This window comes from Paracoccus sp. (in: a-proteobacteria), from assembly GCF_030536915.1.
GTDB lineage: Bacteria > Pseudomonadota > Alphaproteobacteria > Rhodobacterales > Rhodobacteraceae > Paracoccus.
On the sequence record NZ_JAUNPC010000057.1, the window covers coordinates 1 to 17,161 of the forward strand.

At 69.0% G+C, this 17,161-nt stretch carries 19 protein-coding genes; 11 read left to right on the plus strand and 8 right to left on the minus strand.

What is annotated here, in order from left to right; genetic code table 11:
* The 4 genes from Q4F04_RS10410 to ftsH form a co-directional block, all read left to right on the plus strand.
* Positions 1–210, plus strand: a 210-nt coding sequence (locus tag Q4F04_RS10410) for an OmpA family protein (RefSeq protein ID WP_303369761.1), incomplete at its 5' end; no start/stop codon positions are given.
* On the plus strand, positions 210–1,109 hold the full coding sequence (locus Q4F04_RS10415; RefSeq protein ID WP_303369762.1) for a tol-pal system protein: 900 nt from the start codon (positions 210–212) through the stop codon (positions 1,107–1,109). The genes Q4F04_RS10410 and Q4F04_RS10415, both read left to right, overlap by 1 nt.
* Complete coding sequence (gene tilS / locus Q4F04_RS10420; protein WP_303369763.1) at positions 1,078–2,421, plus strand: tRNA lysidine(34) synthetase TilS; 1,344 nt, start codon at positions 1,078–1,080, stop codon at positions 2,419–2,421. Before Q4F04_RS10415 ends, tilS begins: the two co-directional genes overlap by 32 nt.
* Positions 2,422–2,482: 61 nt before the next feature.
* Positions 2,483–4,375 (plus strand): ATP-dependent zinc metalloprotease FtsH, encoded by a 1,893-nt coding sequence (gene ftsH, locus Q4F04_RS10425; RefSeq protein WP_303369764.1) that lies wholly within the window; start codon positions 2,483–2,485, stop codon positions 4,373–4,375.
* A 39-nt stretch (positions 4,376–4,414) separates the two neighbouring features.
* On the opposite strand, the gene Q4F04_RS10430 is transcribed toward ftsH, so the two are convergent.
* Positions 4,415–5,611 (minus strand): ATP-binding protein, encoded by a 1,197-nt coding sequence (locus Q4F04_RS10430; protein WP_303369765.1) that lies wholly within the window; start codon positions 5,609–5,611, stop codon positions 4,415–4,417.
* A gap of 117 nt (positions 5,612–5,728) precedes the next feature.
* Here Q4F04_RS10430 and Q4F04_RS10435 point away from each other — a divergent pair, with 117 nt between their 5' ends.
* Both Q4F04_RS10435 and folD read left to right on the plus strand, forming a co-directional pair.
* The gene (locus tag Q4F04_RS10435; RefSeq protein WP_303369766.1) at positions 5,729–6,037 is read left to right on the plus strand and encodes a chorismate mutase; all 309 of its coding nucleotides are present in this window, start codon (positions 5,729–5,731) and stop codon (positions 6,035–6,037) included.
* A complete protein-coding gene (gene folD, locus Q4F04_RS10440) occupies positions 6,027–6,905 on the plus strand; it encodes a bifunctional methylenetetrahydrofolate dehydrogenase/methenyltetrahydrofolate cyclohydrolase FolD (protein WP_303369767.1) in 879 nt (292 codons plus the stop codon). The genes Q4F04_RS10435 and folD overlap by 11 nt, the downstream gene beginning before the upstream one ends.
* A gap of 16 nt (positions 6,906–6,921) precedes the next feature.
* On the opposite strand, the gene Q4F04_RS10445 is transcribed toward folD, so the two are convergent.
* Positions 6,922–7,449 (minus strand): TIGR00645 family protein, encoded by a 528-nt coding sequence (locus tag Q4F04_RS10445; RefSeq protein WP_303369768.1) that lies wholly within the window; start codon positions 7,447–7,449, stop codon positions 6,922–6,924.
* Positions 7,450–7,583: 134 nt separating this feature from the next.
* Here Q4F04_RS10445 and fsa point away from each other — a divergent pair, with 134 nt between their 5' ends.
* From fsa to Q4F04_RS10460, 3 genes are read left to right on the plus strand one after another with little or no spacing between them, the layout of a single operon-like run.
* Positions 7,584–8,240, plus strand: a complete 657-nt coding sequence (fsa, locus tag Q4F04_RS10450) for a fructose-6-phosphate aldolase (RefSeq protein WP_303369769.1) — start codon at positions 7,584–7,586, stop codon at positions 8,238–8,240.
* Positions 8,237–8,950: a DUF484 family protein gene (locus Q4F04_RS10455; protein WP_303369770.1), complete on the plus strand. Its 714-nt coding sequence runs from the start codon at positions 8,237–8,239 to the stop codon at positions 8,948–8,950. Before fsa ends, Q4F04_RS10455 begins: the two co-directional genes overlap by 4 nt.
* Entirely contained in the window at positions 8,947–9,888 is a 942-nt protein-coding gene (locus Q4F04_RS10460) for a tyrosine recombinase XerC (protein ID WP_303369771.1), read from the plus strand. Before Q4F04_RS10455 ends, Q4F04_RS10460 begins: the two co-directional genes overlap by 4 nt.
* 4 nt (positions 9,889–9,892) lie before the next feature.
* Here Q4F04_RS10460 and Q4F04_RS10465 read toward each other — a convergent pair whose 3' ends face one another.
* From Q4F04_RS10465 to Q4F04_RS10490, 6 genes are read right to left on the minus strand one after another with little or no spacing between them, the layout of a single operon-like run.
* On the minus strand, positions 9,893–10,297 hold the full coding sequence (locus Q4F04_RS10465) for a Na+/H+ antiporter subunit G (protein WP_303369772.1): 405 nt from the start codon (positions 10,295–10,297) through the stop codon (positions 9,893–9,895).
* Positions 10,294–10,563 (minus strand): K+/H+ antiporter subunit F, encoded by a 270-nt coding sequence (locus tag Q4F04_RS10470; protein WP_303369779.1) that lies wholly within the window; start codon positions 10,561–10,563, stop codon positions 10,294–10,296. The genes Q4F04_RS10465 and Q4F04_RS10470 overlap by 4 nt, the downstream gene beginning before the upstream one ends.
* Positions 10,564–10,565: 2 nt before the next feature.
* Entirely contained in the window at positions 10,566–11,054 is a 489-nt protein-coding gene (locus Q4F04_RS10475) for a Na+/H+ antiporter subunit E (protein WP_303369773.1), read from the minus strand.
* On the minus strand, positions 11,051–12,604 hold the full coding sequence (locus tag Q4F04_RS10480; RefSeq protein ID WP_303369774.1) for a monovalent cation/H+ antiporter subunit D: 1,554 nt from the start codon (positions 12,602–12,604) through the stop codon (positions 11,051–11,053). Before Q4F04_RS10480 ends, Q4F04_RS10475 begins: the two co-directional genes overlap by 4 nt.
* Positions 12,601–12,948 (minus strand): Na+/H+ antiporter subunit C, encoded by a 348-nt coding sequence (locus Q4F04_RS10485; RefSeq protein ID WP_303369775.1) that lies wholly within the window; start codon positions 12,946–12,948, stop codon positions 12,601–12,603. Before Q4F04_RS10485 ends, Q4F04_RS10480 begins: the two co-directional genes overlap by 4 nt.
* A gap of 1 nt (position 12,949) precedes the next feature.
* The gene (locus Q4F04_RS10490) at positions 12,950–15,769 is read right to left on the minus strand and encodes a monovalent cation/H+ antiporter subunit A (protein ID WP_303369776.1); all 2,820 of its coding nucleotides are present in this window, start codon (positions 15,767–15,769) and stop codon (positions 12,950–12,952) included.
* Positions 15,770–15,893: 124 nt separating this feature from the next.
* Here Q4F04_RS10490 and ruvC point away from each other — a divergent pair, with 124 nt between their 5' ends.
* Entirely contained in the window at positions 15,894–16,388 is a 495-nt protein-coding gene (gene ruvC / locus Q4F04_RS10495; protein ID WP_303369777.1) for a crossover junction endodeoxyribonuclease RuvC, read from the plus strand.
* A complete protein-coding gene (gene ruvA, locus Q4F04_RS10500) occupies positions 16,385–17,071 on the plus strand; it encodes a Holliday junction branch migration protein RuvA (RefSeq protein WP_303369778.1) in 687 nt (228 codons plus the stop codon). Before ruvC ends, ruvA begins: the two co-directional genes overlap by 4 nt.
* Positions 17,072–17,161 lie beyond the last annotated feature (90 nt).

Below are 17,161 nucleotides of genomic sequence, written 5' to 3' on the forward strand. Positions count from 1 at the left end.
GAGCAGGGGACGCGGGAATACAACCTCGCGCTGGGGGCGCGGCGGGCCAGCGCGGTGCAGGAATACCTGGTCTCGCAGGGCGTGGACCGGGGACGCATCCGCACCAGTTCCTATGGCAAGGAGCGGCCCTTCGAGATCTGTTCCGATCCCGCCTGCCAGGCCCAGAACCGCCGTGCCGTGACCGTGGTCGCGCCGGGGCCGGGCGTCTGATGCTGCGGGTCCTTTGCCTTGGCGCGGCGCTTGCGCTGGCGGCGCCGGCGGCGATGCAGGCGCAGGATGCGCCTTCCGCGCCTGCGCCCGAAGGCCGCACGCTGGCCGACCTCAGGACCGACCTGCGGGCGGTCGCGGCCGAGCTGCGGGCGCTTCGGGCCGAGCTGAACGCCTCGGGCGCCGAGGGCTTCCGGGCGGCGGGCGGCGACAGCGCCATCGACCGCATGAACGCGATGGAGCGCGAGATCACCCGCCTGACCGGCGAGACCGAGCGGCTGAAGCATCGCATCGACGGCGTCACGCGCGACGGCACCAACCGCATCGGCGACATCGAGTTCCGCCTGTGCGAGATGGAGGAAGGCTGCGACCTGAGCGCCCTGACCACGCCCATGCTGGGTGAGGTGGATTTTTCCGGCGGGATGCTGCAGCCCGCGCTGGGCGCAGGCGGCCCGGCCGTGGCCCCTGCAGGCGACGCGCCGCTGACGGCGCAGGAACAGGTGGATCTCGACCGCGCCCGCGCGGCGATGCAGGACGGCGACTTCCTGCGCGCGGCCGATCTTTTCGGACGGTTCGCCGAAAGCCACGCCGGCAGCCCGGCCGCGACCGAGGCGCGCTATCTTCAGGGCGCGGCGCTGGACAGCGCGGGCGATCCCAAGGCCGCGACCGCCGCCTGGCTGCAGGCCTTTGCCGCCGAACCCGCCGGTCCCCGCGCGCCCGATGCGCTGCTGGGGCTGTCGCGGGTGTCTGCCGCCGGGCGCCCTGCCTCAGAGGGTTGCGTCTACCTGGGCGAACTGGCAAGCCGCTTTGCCGGCACGCCGCAGGCGGACGAGGCCGCGCGGCGCATGGTCTCGGCCGGCTGCCGGGCGGATGCCGGAACCGACCCGGCTGATGGCGGCTGAGCCGCAGGACCTCGTTTCCGCCGAACTCGACCGGCTGGCGGGGGATCTGCCGGCGCTGGGCATCGCCGTCTCGGGCGGCGGCGATTCCCTGGCGCTGCTGCACATGGCCCATGCCTGGGGGACCGCGCGCGGGGTGCGGATCGAGGCCGCCACCGTGGATCACCGCCTGCGGCCGGAGTCCGCCGCCGAAGCTGCCCGCGTCGGCTCCATGGCGGCGGCGCTGGGGATTCCCCATGCGGTGCTGGTCTGGCGGCATTGGGGGGTGGAGGGAAACCTCATGGATGCCGCGCGCCGGGCGCGGCTGCGTCTTCTGGCTGCCTGGGCACGGGACCGGAGCCTTGGGGCCGTGGCGCTGGGACACACGCAGGATGACCAGGCCGAGACGCTGCTGATGCGGCTGGCGCGCGGCGCCGGCATCGACGGGTTGTCGGGGATGGCCGCCGCCCGCGACCAGGAGGGCATCCGCTGGCTGCGGCCGATGCTGGGGCTGCGGCGGCCGGCCCTGCGGGAATGGCTCGCGCGGCGAAACATCGGATGGATCGACGATCCGACCAACGAGGATGCCGCATATGACCGGGTCCGGGCGCGGAGGGCGATCCGGGCCTTGGAACTGCCGGTCGAGGCCCTCGCGCGGTCCGCAGCGCATCTGGCCGAGGCGCGGGCGGCGCTGGCCGAGGCCGCCGTCGCCGTGGCTGATGGCGTCGCGGCCGATCGCGGGACCCTGCGCCTGCCGCGCCGGGCGCTTGCCGCCAGCCCCGAGATCCGCCGTCGGCTGATCACGGCTGCGCTGCGCTGGGTGACGGGCGCCGACTATCCGCCGCGCGGAGAGGATGTCGGGCGGCTGATCGCCACACTGACCGCAGGCGGGCAGGGGACGTTGGATGGGGTGATCGCGCGGGTGAAGGGCGAGGGCATCGAGTTCCTGCGCGAACCCGCGGCCGCCGCGCAGCGTGGCGCTGTCGGACCGGGGCCTTTCCCCTCTCGGGCTTACTGCGAACAGTCCACTGGACTGTTCGCCGGGCGTCTGCCCGCCCAAAGTGTCCGGGTCGAAGAGAAGCCTCGGGATGTCGTCTGGGACCGTCGCTGGCGGCTGACGGGACTGCCTGACAGCGCAACCGTGGCTGCCGCCGGAGAGACGGCGCTGGCTGGCCGAAACTGGCGCGCGTCGGGACTGTCCCGCCTTGCGCTGGCGTCCTCGCCCGCCGTCGTCATCGACGGCCGGGTGATCCTGCCGTTGCTGGAGGCCTCGTCTGTCAGCGCGATGCCGCTGCGCGGGGTTCAGGATTTCCTCGCAATCCTGCGAGCGCATTGATACCCGGGCCGCCAATCCTTATTTCCACCCAAAGACTCTCATTCCCGCGGAGGATATGCCCTTGGGCAACGCGCGCAATCTCGCCTTCTGGGTGGTCCTGTTCCTGATGATCCTGGCCCTGTTCAACGCCTTCGGCGGGAACAGCGCCCAGATGAACAGCACCCAGATTGCCTATTCGGACTTCATCCAGCGGGTGGAGAACGACCAGGTGTCGGCGGCCACCATCGACGGCGAGACCGTCATCATCACCGGCACCGACGGCCGCCGCTATTCGACCGTCCGCCCGATCGGCGAGGATCTGGCCGACCGGCTGATCGACAACGGCGTCGAGGTGAAGGTCGAACGCCAGCAGCAGTCGGGCTTCATGTCGCTTCTGGGCGTCTGGCTGCCCTTCATCCTGCTGATCGGCGTCTGGATCTTCATGATGAACCGGATGCAGGGCGGGGGCAAAGGCGGGGCCATGGGCTTCGGCAAGTCCAAGGCCAAGCTGCTGACCGAAAAGCACGGCCGCGTCACCTTTGACGACGTGGCGGGCATCGACGAGGCCAAGGAGGAGCTTGAGGAAATCGTCGAGTTCCTGAGGAACCCGCAGAAATTCAGCCGCCTTGGCGGCAAGATCCCGAAAGGCGCGCTGCTGGTCGGCCCGCCCGGCACCGGTAAGACCCTGCTGGCCCGCGCCATCGCGGGCGAGGCGGGGGTGCCGTTCTTCACCATCTCGGGGTCCGACTTCGTGGAAATGTTCGTGGGCGTCGGCGCCAGCCGCGTGCGCGACATGTTCGAGCAGGCCAAGAAATCCGCCCCCTGCATCGTCTTCATCGACGAGATCGACGCGGTGGGCCGCGCCCGCGGCGTCGGCATCGGCGGCGGCAACGACGAACGCGAGCAGACGCTGAACCAGCTTCTGGTGGAAATGGACGGCTTCGAGGCGAACGAGGGCATCATCATCATCGCCGCCACGAACCGCAAGGACGTGCTGGACCCGGCGCTTCTGCGCCCCGGCCGCTTCGACCGCCAGATCCACGTCCCGAACCCCGACATCAAGGGCCGCGAGAAGATCCTGAACGTCCACGCCCGCAAGGTGCCGCAAGGCCCGGATGTGGACCTGCGGATCATCGCCCGCGGCACGCCCGGCTTCTCGGGCGCGGACCTGATGAACCTGGTGAACGAGGCCGCGCTGATGGCGGCGCGCATCGGCCGCCGCTTCGTGACGATGGAGGACTTCGAGAACGCCAAGGACAAGGTGATGCTGGGCGTGGAACGCCGCAGCATGGTCCTGACGCCCGAGCAGAAGGAAAAGACCGCCTATCACGAGGCCGGCCACGCCGTCGTCGGCCTGTCGCTGCCCAAGTGCGATCCGGTCTACAAGGCCACGATCATCCCGCGCGGCGGCGCCCTTGGCATGGTCGTCAGCCTGCCCGAGATGGACCGGCTGAACTACCACAAGGACGAGGCCAAGCAGAAGATCACCATGACCATGGCCGGCAAGGCCGCCGAGATCATCAAGTATGGCGAGGAAGGCGTGTCGAACGGCCCCGCTGGCGACATCCAGCAGGCCAGTGCCTTGGCCCGCGCGATGGTCATGCGCTGGGGGATGTCGGACAAGGTCGGCGCGGTGGACTATGCCGAGGCGCATGAGGGCTATTCCGGCAACACCGGCGGCTTCTCGGTGTCCACCAAGACCAAGGAGTTGATCGAGCAGGAAGTCCGCGACCTGATCGAGGAGGGTTATCAGGAAGCCCACCGCATCCTGCTGGAAAAGGAGGTCGAGTTCGAGCGGCTCGCCAAGGGCCTGCTGGAATACGAGACCCTGACCGGCGAAGAGATCGGCAAGGTCATCCGGGGCGAGCAGCTCGGCGGCGACGACGACACGCCCAGCTCGGCCATTCCCGCCGTGCCCGCCGTGCCGCGCATCCCGCCCGCGGGCAGCGGCCCGGCGCCGGTGCCGACCGCCTGAACCCCCAAGACCCCGGCCCTTCGGCCGGGGTTCTTCATTTCACGGCTTGATGCCGACGAAGAAATCGCGCTTCAGCCCGTTCCAGCCCGCGCCATAGGTCACGATCTCGGCGAAGTCCCCGTGGTCGCGCATCTGCGCCAGGCACCACTCCCGGTCGATCCGCAAAGGCAGCCGCTCGCGGTAATGCGCCTCGTCGGTATAGCCCATCTCGAAGAAGAACAGCTTGCGGGTCTTGGCCATCAGCGCCCGCAGCGAGCGGTGGACGGCCTCGGCCTCGTGCTTTTCATAAAGCCACTGGTAGACGCTGAAGGTCGAGGCGACATCATGTTCCGGCATCATGTCCGGCACCCAGGTCAGTGCGTCCCTGACCTGCAGGTCAAGGTGGCGGTTGTAGATATAGCTGTCCACCACCCGTCCCATCTGGATGTCGTTCCGGGCCACGTCGATCCCCGCGGCCCGCAACCCGAGGTCGGCCATCCGCTTGCAGAAGAAGCCGCTGTTGCAGCCGACGTCGATATAGGACTTCTGCCCGGCGTCCTGCAGGTCGACGTGCCGGCCCACGAACTCGGCCATGATGCCCGCGCGGGTGGCGCTGTCGGCCCGGATGGGGTTGAGGCCGGCGAATTCAGGAAACTCGGCGTCGATGGGCTGGTAGATCTCGGGCGTGCCGGGGCTGGGGGCGGTCGCCACCAGCCGGTCGCGCAGGTGGGACCGCGCCATCGCCTGCAGCCGTCCCGCGCAGTCCTCGCAAACCGAGATCGTCCCGTCCCCGCCCGGCAGCCGGATCACCGTTGTCGCGTCCCCGTCCGCCATCAGGTCGCAAAGCTTGCGGATGCTCTGGATGTCCGCGCCTGCCTCGCGCAGCCGGTCCAACTGCGCCGCCGAGGGGGTCGAGACGACGACCGCATGGCCCCTGCGCGACAGGGCGATCCAGTCTTCGGCGAAATCCTTGCCGAAGCGCTGCGCCTCGTCGAAGACGAAGGTCGAGGGGGCAGTCGCCTTGGCGCTGATGAAGGCCCGGATCTCGGCGGCATGGCCCTTGAAATCCACCCGCGCCTTGCGCCCGCTGCGGGCGTTGATGATGTCGTATTTTTCCAGCGCCGGCCGCACCGTGCCGCCGTCCAGCGTGGCGATCAGGAACGACCTTTGCCTGCGTTCGCGCAGGTCGCTGATGATGCGGATGACCTCGGTGGTCTTTCCGGCGCCTGCCGCCCCCGTCAGCACTGTCAGCGTCATGATTCTGTTACCCGGTCCTGATGATCGGTGGGATAACTGACGCATTTCCTTGATGATGCAAGGGTGGAACCGGGCGCGCCCTTGCGCCGGCCCGGCGTTGGGGGCATGACGCGGCCCATGAGTGATGACCTGACGCATCTGGGCGACATGACCGCGCTGCGGGCCGCCATCGACGCCCTCGACCTTGAGCTTGCGCAACTGCTTGCCCGCCGTTCGCGCCTGATCGACCGCGCGGCCGAGATCAAGGCCGGCGCGGGCCTGCCCGCCCGCATCAACGAGCGGGTCGAGGAGGTGGCCGAGAAGGCCCGCCGCAACGCCGCGGCCACCGGCTACGATCCCGACCTGGCCGAAGCCCTGTGGCGCCTGATGATGGAGCATTTCATCGCCCAGGAAGCCCGCCAGCTGGGGGAAGCCGATGACGGCTGACCTGATCGACGGCAAGGCCTTTGCCTCTGCCCTGCGCGGGCGTGTCGCCGAGGCGGTCGCCGCGCTGAAGGCCGGACACGGCATCACGCCGGGCCTTGCCGTGGTGCTGGTGGGCGAGGACCCCGCCTCTTCGGTCTATGTCCGCAGCAAGGGCAGGGCCACTGCCGAGGCAGGGATGGAAAGCTTCCCCCACCGCCTGCCCGTGGATGCCTCGCAGCAGGACCTGCTGGCGCTGATCGCGCGGCTGAACGACGATCCGAAGGTCAACGGCATCCTCGTGCAGTTGCCGCTGCCGAAGCACATGGACGAGGCGGCGGTCATCAACGCCATCGCGCCGGAAAAGGACGTGGACGGCTTCACGGTGCTGAACGCCGGGCGGCTGGCCACGGGGCAGAAGGCGATGGTGCCCTGCACACCGCTGGGCTGCCTGATGCTGCTGCGGGACCGCCTCGGCTCGCTCGCGGGCAGGGAGGCGCTGGTGATCGGGCGGTCGAACATCGTCGGCAAGCCGATGGCGCAGCTTCTTCTGGCCGACAGCGCCACCGTGACGGTGGCCCATTCGCGCACGCGCGACCTGCCGGACCTGTGCCGCCGCGCCGAGATCGTCGTGGCCGCCGTGGGTCGCGCGGGCTTCGTACAGGGCGACTGGATCAGGCCGGGCGCGACTGTGATCGACGTGGGCATCAACCGGACCGATGACGGGCTGACAGGCGACGTGGATTTCGAGGCTGCGCGTCAGGTCGCGGGCGCCATCACCCCCGTTCCGGGCGGCGTCGGTCCCATGACCATCGCCTGCCTGCTGGCGAACACGCTCACCGCGACCCTGCGGGTGAACGGGCTGCCGGAACCCGAGGGGCTGACGCCCTGACCCCGGGGGGCGGCCCTTACTGGCCGCCGTATTTCTTGCCGCTGCGGGCGATCAGCCAGTCCATCGCCGCCATCAGCAGGCCCGAGACCACGAAGACGACGTGGATGGTGACCAGCCACTGCAATTCGCGGTCGCCCAAGGGCGTGATGTTGGGCCGCCCGAGTTCCATGAACCGCTTGAGCAGGTCGATGGCCGAGATCGCCACGATCGAGGCGATCAGCTTCATCTTCAGCCCCGAGAAATCGACCGTGCCCATCCAGCCCGGCCGCTCGGCGTCATCGCCCACGTCCAGCCGCGAGACGAAATTCTCGTAGCCCGAGAAGATCACGATCAGCAGCAGGTTCGCCGCCAGCGTCAGGTCGATCAGCGACAGCGCGGCAAGGATCGCGGTTTCCGCCGACATGGTCAGCGCCTGCGGGATGTAATAAAGGGTCTGGCGCAGGAACACGACCAGCATCATCCCCAAGACGCCCACCAACCCCAGATACATCGGCGCCATCAGCCAGCGGGACGCGAAGATCACCCGCTCGAACCCCTTTTCCATGCCTGTCCCTTTCGTGGTTTTTTGCGGGCAGATACGGGGGCGGGCCGTCGCCGGCAAGGCCGCGCCAAGGCTTTTCGGCTCGGGCGATCTGGTTTACATCTCGCGCAACCCAAAGGTCAGGAGGCCCGCGCGCCATGAGATTCTTCGTCGATACCGCCGACATCGCCGCCATCCGCGAATTGCACGAACTCGGCATGGTAGACGGGGTCACGACCAACCCCTCGCTGATCCTGAAATCGGGGCGCGACATCGCCGAGGTCACGAAGGAGATCTGCGAGATGGTCCCCGGCCCGGTCAGCGCCGAGGTCGTCGCCTCGGACGCCGAGGGCATGATCCGCGAGGGCAAGCACCTGGCGCAGATCGCCCCCAACGTCACCGTCAAGGTGCCGCTGACCTGGGACGGGCTGAAAGCCTGCAAGGCGCTGACGGACGATGGCCACATGGTCAACGTAACGCTGTGCTTCACGCCCGCGCAGGCGATCCTGGCCGCCAAGGCGGGCGCGACCTTCATCAGCCCCTTCATCGGCCGGTTGGACGACATCGGCCTGGACGGGATGGAACTGATCGCCGACATCCGCCGCATCTACGACAACTACGGCTACGAGACGAACCTGCTGGCCGCCTCGATCCGGTCGGTCAACCACATCATCGAATGCGCCCGCATCGGCGCCGATGTCATCACCGCGCCGCCCGCCGTCATCAAGGCGATGGCCAGCCACGTCCTGACCGACAAGGGGCTGGAGCAGTTCAACGCCGACTGGGCCCGGACCGGCCAGAAGATCGGGCTGTGACCGGGTCTGCGGAACGCGCGGCCGCCGCGGCGCTGGACGGCGGCACCCGTGCCCGGCTGCTGGCGGAACCGTCGCTGATCCTGCAGGACCGGGAACTGATGCGGGCGCTGGTCGCCGCGCGCGAGGCCGAGTTCGGCGAGAATGTCATCGACATCCGCGGCCGCGCGATGGAGGCGCTGGAGCATCGGCTCGACCGGCTGGAATCGGTGCATGAAAGCGTGATCTCGGCGGCCTACGAGAACCAGGCCGGGACGCAGACGGTCCACCGCGCAGTGCTGGCGCTGCTGGAGCCGATGGATTTCGCGGCCTTCCTCGACATGCTGGAAACCGATGTGGCCCCGATCCTGCGGATCGAGACGCTGAAGCTGGTGATGGAAGCGCAGGAGCCGCCTGCGCCGCCATCCGCCGCCGGCGCGCTGGTGGTGGTGCCTGCGGGGGCAGTCGGGCGGATGATCGCGGCGGGCCGCAGGGCGCCGCGCGGCGACGACATCGTGCTGCGCCGCGCCAGCGCCGAGACGCGGGCCGTCCACGGCACCGAGGTCAGGTCCGAGGCGCTGCTGCCGCTGAACCTCGGGACGGGACGCCCCCCGGCGCTGCTGGTGATGGGCTCGCTGGATGCGGGGCGGTTCTCGCCCGCGCATGGCACGGACCTGCTGCGATTCTTCGCGCAGGTGTTCCGGCTGGTCCTGATCGGCTGGCTCAGGGAATGAGCGGGCAGGGTCCGGTGCCCTTGGCGCTGGCCCCGGCCATGGCCGACGCGCTGGCTCGCTGGCTTGACGGCGAACGTGCGACCCGTGGCCGGTCGGACCACACGATCACCGCCTACCAGGGCGACCTGCTGGCCTTTCTGTCCTTTCTTGGCGGCTATCACGGTCAGCCCGCGCTGCCCCGGACGCTGGCGGGGCTTGTGCAGACCGACATCCGTGCCTTTGCCGCGGCCGAACGGGCGCGGGGCCTTTCGGCCCGCAGCCTCGCCCGCCGCCTCTCGGCCGTCCGCAGCTTCCTGCGCTGGATCAGCGACCGCGAGGGTTTTGACGCAAGCCGGGCGCTGTCCGCGCGCAGCCCCCGCTATCGCCGCAGCCTGCCGCGCCCGATCCCGGTGGAACAGGCCCGCGCCGTCCTGGACCTCGCGGGCGAACGGCACCCGACGCCATGGGTCTCGGCCCGCGACGTGGCGGTGCTGACGCTGCTTTACGGGCTGGGCTTGCGGATCAGCGAGGCCTTGGCGCTGAACGGCCGCGACTGGCCCTTTGGCGAATCGCTGGTGATCCGCGGCAAGGGCGGGCGCGAACGGCTGGTGCCGGTGCTGCCTGCCGCGCGGGATGCGGTCGCGGCCTATCTGCGGATATGTCCCTTCCCGCTGGCACCCGACGGGCCGCTGTTCTGCACGGTCAAGGGCAAGCGGCTTTACGCGGGCGCCATTGCGGGCGCCATGGTCTCGTTGCGCCAGTCGCTGGGCCTGCCGGAAACCGCGACGCCCCACGCGCTGCGCCACAGCTTTGCCACTCATCTGCTGGCGGCGGGGGGCGACCTGCGGACGATCCAGCAGCTTCTGGGCCATGCGAGCCTGTCCACGACGCAGGTCTATACCGGCGTCGATGACGCGCATCTGCTGGCCGTCCATCGCGCCGCCCATCCGCGGCGCTAGGGATTTATTCGCTGGCGCGGGGCTGGTCAGGGGCTTGGACGATGGGGCTCGTCTCGGCGCCGCGGCCATAGGTGGCCCAGTCGGCGCCCGAAGGCGGGCGCGGCAGTTCGTCCCGCTTCCATGACAGGTGCATATGCGCCTTGCCGACGAACAGCCCCGTGATCGGCGAGGTCATGAAGACGAACAGCGCGATCAGCAGCTCGTGCCAGCCCAAATGGCCGTGGTGGACCCAGAAATAGGCGATCGAGGCGATCAGCACCGACCCCACCCCCAGCGTCGCCGCCTTGGTCGGCCCGTGCAGCCGCGTCATCATGTCGGGCAGCCGCACCAGCCCCCAGGCGCCGACAAGGCCGAAGAAGCCGCCCGCCACCAGCAGAAAGGCGATGAGGATATCCGCAAGCCAGGTCATTCGATGATGTCCCCGCGCAGGATGAACTTGGCGAAGGCCACGGTCGAGACGAAGCCGAACAGCGCAAACAGCATCGAGGTCTCGAAATAGACCGTGGTGCCGCGCTGGATGCCGAACAGCGTGATCAGCGCGATCATGTTGATCGTCATCGTGTCCAGCGCCAGCACCCGGTCGCTGAAGCCCGGCGCCCGCATCAGCCGGTAAAGGCAGAGGATCTGCGCCAACGCGAAGCAGCCGAAGGCGAACCACAGGGCGGGGGCGAGGATGCTCAACGGAAGATCTCCTTCAGGCGGGCCTCGTAGCGGGTCTTGATCTCGTCCACCGTGGCCTCGGGGTCGGGACAGTGCAGCGCATGGACCAGCAGGGCCGATCCGTCCTCGGCCATGTCGCAGCTGACGGTGCCGGGGGTCAGGGTGATGGTGCCCATCAGGACCGCGATGGCCTCGGGGACGGTCAGGTCCAGCGGCACCACCAGCCAGGCGGGCCGCAGCTCGGCCTTGGGCTTGAACAGCACGATCCGCGCCACGTCGATGTTGGCCTTGACGATGTCATGGATGACGATCAGCAGATAGCCGGGGATGCGGCTGGCGCGGATGTGGGCGCGGGCGGGCCAGTAGGGGGCGGTCACGACCGGGATCACCAGCCCCAGCGCCGCCGCGAAGACCACCGAGCCCCAGGCGAAGCGGTTGACCAGCAGCATCCAGACCAGCGCCACCACCAGCGACAGGATCGGGTGGGGAAGGATGCGGCGGATCATTTCACGCCCTCCTGGCCGGTCAGCACGGCCTCGACATAGGGGGCGGGATCGATCAGTTGCCGCGCGGTCGCATCCGCATAGCGCATCATCGGCCCGGCCAGCACGGTCAGCGCCACCATGGCCGCGACCAGCGCCCCCGTTGCGGTCAGCGCCAGCGCGGCCGAGGGGAAGCCGCGGTCATGCGGCGGCTCGTCGGGTTCCTGCGGGTCGGGCGGGAAGTCCCCGGCGGCATGGGATTTCCAGAAGACCAGCGAGCCTGCGCGGGCCAGCCCGACAATGGCGAGGATCGAGGTGACAAGGATGATGCCCCAGATCACCGCCGTCCCTTCGCCGTTCCGCACCGATTGCAGCACCGCCAGCTTGCCGAGGAAGCCCGACAGCGGCGGCAGCCCGGCGATGCCGATGGCGGCGGCGAAGAACAGCGCCGCCACGATGCCCGCCTGCGGGATGGGCGGGGCGGGGCGCAGCCACAGGCTGGCGTCGCGGCGGCGGGTGCCGATCAGGTCCACCGCCAGGAACAGCGCCGCCGACGCCAGCGTCGAATGGACGAGATACCAGATCCCCGCCGTCAGCCCCGGCAGCCGGAACTGCGCCACGGCGATCATCAGCGTGCCGACCGACCCCAGCGCCGCGAAGGCCGCCATCCGGCCCATGTGGCGCGAGCCCAGGACGCCCAACTGCCCGACGATCAGGGTGACGAGGGCCGCGGGCAGCAGGATGTCGGCGGCGAAACGCTCGATCACGCTGTCGGCGGGGAAGACGAGGGTGAAGAAGCGGATGATCGCATAGACCCCCACCTTGGTCATGATCGCGAACAGCGCGGCCACCGGGCCGGGCGCGCGGGCATAGGTTGCGGGCAGCCAGAAATGCAGCGGCACCAGCGCCGCCTTGATCGCGAAGACCAGCATCAGCAGCACCGCGCCGACCCGCAGGACCGCCGTGTCGGTCGCGGGCATCTGTGCGACCCGCATCGCCATGTCAGCCATGTTCAGTGTGCCGGTGGCGGAATAGATCGTCCCCAGCGCCGCCAGGAACAGCGACGATCCGGCGAGGTTGTAGACGACGTATTGGACGCCCGCGCGCAGGCGCAGCTCTCCGCCTGCCTGGATCATCAGCCCGTAGCTGGCGATCAGCAGGATCTCGAAGAAGACGAACAGGTTGAAGGCGTCGCCGGTCAGGAAGGCGCCGTTGACGCCCATCAACTGGAACTGCCACAGCGCGTGGAAATGCCTGCCCCGCCGGTCCCATCCCGATCCGATGGCGTAAAGCTGGACGACCAGCCCGACAAGGCCCGTCAGCACCAGCATCAGCGCCGACAGCCGGTCCAGCATCAGCACGATCCCGAAGGGCGCGGCCCAGTTGCCCAGGCGATAGACCTGCACATCCCCGCCCATCGCCTGCAGCATCAGCCACAGGGCAAGCAGCAGTTGCGCCGCGGTCGCGGCAGTGCTGAAGACCCGCTGCAGAACCAGGTCCTGCCGCATCGCCAGGACGATCAGCGGGCCGACGAAGGCTGGCAGGACGACCGGGACGACAAGCCAGTGGTTCATGCGCGCGGCCCCTTGCGGTCGCGGCCGGGCAGGTCGATGTGGTCGTCGCCGCCCTCGATGAAGGCGCCCAGCGCCATCATCAACGTGACCGCCGTCATCCCGAACGAGATGACGATTGCGGTCAGCACCAGCGCCTGTGGCAGCGGGTCGGTATAACCTGTGGCGGCATCGTTCAGGATCGGCGGACGGTCGATGACCAGCCGTCCGGTCGAGAACAGGAACAGGTTGGTGGCATAGCTCAGCAGCGTCATGCCCACGATCACCGCGAAGCTGCGCTTGCGAAGCGTCAGGTAGACGCCGGCGGCAGTCAGGGTGCCGATGGCCGAGGCGATCAGGAACTCCATCTCAGCGGCCCCCTTTCATGGCGGTGCCCGCGCCCGTGCCCGCCTCGCGCGCGATGCGCGACAGCGAGTTCAGCGCCAGCATCACCGCGCCCACGACGGCCAGGAAGACGCCGGTGTCGAAGCCCATGGCCGTGGCCCACTCGACCGGCTCGACGCCCGCCAGATGGACATAGCCGAAGGCCGAGGTCAGGAAGGGCTGGCCCGCGAACCATGCGCCCGCGCCGGTGATCCCGGCCGCCAGCACCCCCAGCGCGATCAGCGCGTGATAGGGGATGTTCTGCCGCTCCATCGCCCAGGCATAGCCCGAGGCCATGTATTGCATGACCAGCGCGACCGACACGACAAGGCCGGCGATGAAGCCGCCGCCCGGCGCGTTGTGGCCGCGCAGGAAGATGTAGATGCCGACGACGAAGGACAGCGGCAGCAGCACCCGCGTCGCCACCACCAGCATCAGCGGGTGGCGGTCGCCCGCGCGGCGCATGTCGCCCACCCAGGCCCGCAGCCGGGCGGATGCGCGCCCGCCCAGCAGCGCCTCGGTCATGGCGAAGATGGTCAGCCCGGCGATGCCCAGCACGGTGATCTCGCCATAGGTGTCGAAGCCGCGGAAATCGACAAGGATCACGTTGACGACATTGTCGCCTCCGCCCAGGCGATAGCTGTTTTCCACCATGTAGCCCGAGATCGTCGGAAAGGCGAAATCGCGCCGCATGATCGCATAGGCCAGCGCCCCCACCCCCAGGCCCGCCAGCGTCGCCACGAAGGCATCCGCCCCGCGCTTGGCGTTGCCGGTGTCCAGCACCGTGCGCTTGGGCAGGAAGTTCAGGGCCAGAAGCATCAGGATGACCGTGACGACCTCGACCGTGATCTGGGTCAGGGCAAGGTCGGGGGCCGAGAAATAGACGAATGTGCAGGAGACGATCAGCCCGACGATGCCCACCAGCACCAGCGCGAGGATGCGGCGGCGGTGCAGCGTGACCAGCGTGCCGACAGCCACCAGCATCATCACCCAGCCCATCAGCGCGACGGGCGTGACCGGCAGCATCGGCCGCGGCTCGGGGCGGGCGAGGCCGGTGTGCCAGGCGGCAAAGCCGCAGATGACGCAGGTCAGCATCAGCAGCGCCAGGGCGCGCGACATCGAGCCGTTGGTGAAGCTTTCGCTGAAATCGCGGGCGATGCGGGCGATGCCGCCCTCGACCGCGTCGAAGATGCGCTTGGCATCGGGGCGGGGCAGGCGCAGGCGTGCGCTATCGACCGGGCGCCAAAGCGCCAGCAGCAGCGCGCCGCCGGCGATCGCGACGACCGACATCATCAGCGCGGGCGTGACGCCATGCCAGAGGGTGAAATGCGGATGCTGCGGCGCTTGCGTGACGGCGGCCCCGGCGCTGGCGACCAGCCAGCCTACCGTCGTGTTCGGGAACAGCCCGGTGACGACGACCAGCGCCACCAGCAGCGCCGGCCCGAACCACAGGCCGGGCTCGGGGTCATGGGGCGCGTGCGGATAGTCCTGCCGCTTTGGCCCGAGGAACACATGGGCAATGAGCCGCAGCGAATAGGCGACCGAAATCAGCGCGGCCAGCGTCGCGCCATAGGGGATCACCCATTCCAGCCCGCGCCAGCTTTGGCCTGCCGCTTCCTCCAGCATCATCTCTTTCGACAGAAAGCCGTTGAAGGGCGGGATGCCCGCCATGGACAGCGAGGCGATCAGCACCAGCCCGAAGGTCAGCGGCATCAACGCCCGCAGGCCGCCCAGCCGTTGGATGGATCGCGTGTGCGCCGCGTGGTCGATGATGCCCGCGCACATGAACAGCGCGGCCTTGAAGGTGGCATGGGCCACGATGTGAAACATCGCGGCGACGGCGGCCTTTTCGGTGCCGAAGCCCAGCAGCATGGTGATGAGGCCCAGATGGCTGACCGTCGAATAGGCCAGCAGTCCCTTGAGATCGTCCTGAAACAGCGCGATCACGCCCCCGACCAGCATGGTGACGAGGCCCGTGGTGGCGACGATCCCGAACCATTCGGGCGTCCCCGCCAGCACCGGCCACAGCCGCGCCATCAGGAAGATCCCCGCCTTCACCATCGTGGCCGAGTGCAGGTAGGCCGAAACCGGCGTCGGCGCGGCCATCGCGCGGGGCAGCCAGAAATGGAAGGGGAACTGCGCCGATTTGGTGAAGGCGCCCAGCAGGATCAAAAGCAGCGCGGGCAGGTACAGCGGCGAACCCTGGATCGCGCCGCGCTGGGCGATGATGTCGGACAGGCGATAGGACCCTGCAACCTGCCCCAGCATCAGGCAGCCCGCGATCATCGCAAGCCCTCCCAGCGCGGTCACGGTCAGCGCCATGCGCGCACCCTGCCGGCCTTCGGGAAGATGCTTCCAGAAGCCGATCAGCAGAAAGGACGATAAGGAAGTCAGTTCCCAGAAGACCAGCATCATCAGGATGTTGTCCGACAGCACGATACCGGTCATCGCGCCCTGGAACAGCATCAGGTAGGTGAAGAACGGCCCCGCCGCATCCTGTTCCGACAGGTAGAACCGCGCGTAGAGGATGATCAGCAGCCCGATCCCGAGGATCAGAATGCCGAACAGCAGCCCCAGCCCGTCCAGCATGAAATCCGCGTTCAGCCCGATCTGGGGCATCCACGGCAGGCGGGTGGTGACGAGTTCCCCCGCCATGACCGCGGGGATGTGCAGGACCAGTCCCAGAAGCGCGATGGCGGTGACGGTCCCGCAGGCGATGGCCGCGGCATTGCGGCCGGAACGAACCATGAGGCCGGGCAGCAATGCGCCCAGAAACGGCAGAACGGCAATCAGGGCTGGGGACATGGGCTCTCCAGATTTGAACGGGTGTCCCAAGCAAGGGCGCGGCTGTCAAGCAACTGGCGAAACCGGCTTTGCGATGTTCGCGCTTCGTGCTAGCCCTTGGGAAAACAGGGCCGAGGGGACGGGCATGAAGGTTCTGGGTATCGACCCCGGCCTGGTGAACATGGGCTGGGGGATCATCATCGTCGATGGGTCCCGCCTGCGGCATGTGGCGAACGGGATCATCCGGTCCGACGGGGCCAGCCTCGCCGCACGGCTCTGCGACCTGCACCGGGGGTTGGTGGCGGTGATCGCGGCGCATCAGCCGGACGCGGCGGCGGTGGAGCAGACCTTCGTCAACAAGGACGCCGTCGGCACGCTGAAGCTGGGGCAGGCGCGCGGCGTGGCGCTGCTGGCGCCCGCGCAGGCGGGAATCGAGGTTGGGGAATATGCCCCCAACGCCGTGAAGAAGGCCATCGTCGGCGTCGGCCACGCGCAGAAGCAGCAGGTGGAACACATGGTCCGCTTCCAGTTGCCGGGGGTCGAGCTAGCGGGACCGGACGCGGCAGATGCGCTGGCCATTGCCATCTGCCACGCCCGTCATCTGCAAAGCCGCAGCCTGCGCATCAAGGTCGTCGCATGATCGGGAGGATTGCCGGGCTGATCCTGCACCGCGCCGCCGACCATGTGCTGATCGACGTGCGCGGCGTCGGCTATATCGTCCATGTGAGCGAGCGCACAGCGGCGGGCCTGCCTCCGGTCGGGCAGGCGGCGGCTTTATATACCGACCTTCTGGTGCGCGAGGACTTGCTGCAGCTTTTCGGCTTTCCGACGCTGCTGGAGAAGGAATGGCATCGGCTGCTGACCTCGGTCCAAGGGATCGGGGCCAAGGCCTCGCTGGCCATCTTGGGGACGCTGGGGCCCGAGGGGCTGGGCCGCGCCATCGCGCTGGGCGACTGGGCGGTGGTGCGGCGGGCGCCGGGGGTGGGGCCGAAGCTCGCGCAACGGGTGGTGCTGGAACTGAAGGACAAGGCGCCGGGGATCATCGCCATGGGCGGCGCGCTGACGGTGGATGCGGGCGCTGTGCTGGATGCGGACGAGCCGGGCATCGAACCCGGCACGCCCGCCGCCGCCCCGAAGCCCGCACCGGCAAGGACAGCCGGTTCGGCGGCGGCCTCGGCCGATGCGCTGTCGGCGCTGACGAACCTGGGCTATGGTCCGTCCGAGGCGGCGACTGCCGTGGCCGAGGCCTCGGCGCGGGAACCCGGCGCAGGCACCGCCGCGTTGATCCGGGCGGCGCTCAAGTCTCTGGCGCCCAAGGAATAAGGGGGTTCTGGCGATGCAGGGGAACACGCGCACCTTCATCCTCATGGCGGCGATGACGGCGCTGCTGATGGGGATGGGCTGGCTGATCGG

Excerpts from the sequence above, each read along its gene's own strand:
- Q4F04_RS10415 (WP_303369762.1), top strand. The coding sequence starts at position 210 with ATGCTGCGGGTCCTTTGCCTTGGCGCGGCGCTTGCGCTGGCGGCGCCG.
- tilS (WP_303369763.1), top strand. The coding sequence starts at position 1,078 with ATGCCGGAACCGACCCGGCTGATGGCGGCTGAGCCGCAGGACCTCGTT.
- Q4F04_RS10430 (WP_303369765.1), bottom strand. The coding sequence starts at position 5,611 with ATGACGCTGACAGTGCTGACGGGGGCGGCAGGCGCCGGAAAGACCACC.
- Q4F04_RS10435 (WP_303369766.1), top strand. The coding sequence starts at position 5,729 with ATGAGTGATGACCTGACGCATCTGGGCGACATGACCGCGCTGCGGGCC.
- folD (WP_303369767.1), top strand. The coding sequence starts at position 6,027 with ATGACGGCTGACCTGATCGACGGCAAGGCCTTTGCCTCTGCCCTGCGC.
- Q4F04_RS10445 (WP_303369768.1), bottom strand. The coding sequence starts at position 7,449 with ATGGAAAAGGGGTTCGAGCGGGTGATCTTCGCGTCCCGCTGGCTGATG.
- fsa (WP_303369769.1), top strand. The coding sequence starts at position 7,584 with ATGAGATTCTTCGTCGATACCGCCGACATCGCCGCCATCCGCGAATTG.
- Q4F04_RS10460 (WP_303369771.1), top strand. The coding sequence starts at position 8,947 with ATGAGCGGGCAGGGTCCGGTGCCCTTGGCGCTGGCCCCGGCCATGGCC.
- Q4F04_RS10465 (WP_303369772.1), bottom strand. The coding sequence starts at position 10,297 with ATGACCTGGCTTGCGGATATCCTCATCGCCTTTCTGCTGGTGGCGGGC.
- Q4F04_RS10475 (WP_303369773.1), bottom strand. The coding sequence starts at position 11,054 with ATGATCCGCCGCATCCTTCCCCACCCGATCCTGTCGCTGGTGGTGGCG.
- Q4F04_RS10480 (WP_303369774.1), bottom strand. The coding sequence starts at position 12,604 with ATGAACCACTGGCTTGTCGTCCCGGTCGTCCTGCCAGCCTTCGTCGGC.
- Q4F04_RS10485 (WP_303369775.1), bottom strand. The coding sequence starts at position 12,948 with ATGGAGTTCCTGATCGCCTCGGCCATCGGCACCCTGACTGCCGCCGGC.
- Q4F04_RS10490 (WP_303369776.1), bottom strand. The coding sequence starts at position 15,769 with ATGTCCCCAGCCCTGATTGCCGTTCTGCCGTTTCTGGGCGCATTGCTG.
- ruvC (WP_303369777.1), top strand. The coding sequence starts at position 15,894 with ATGAAGGTTCTGGGTATCGACCCCGGCCTGGTGAACATGGGCTGGGGG.
- ruvA (WP_303369778.1), top strand. The coding sequence starts at position 16,385 with ATGATCGGGAGGATTGCCGGGCTGATCCTGCACCGCGCCGCCGACCAT.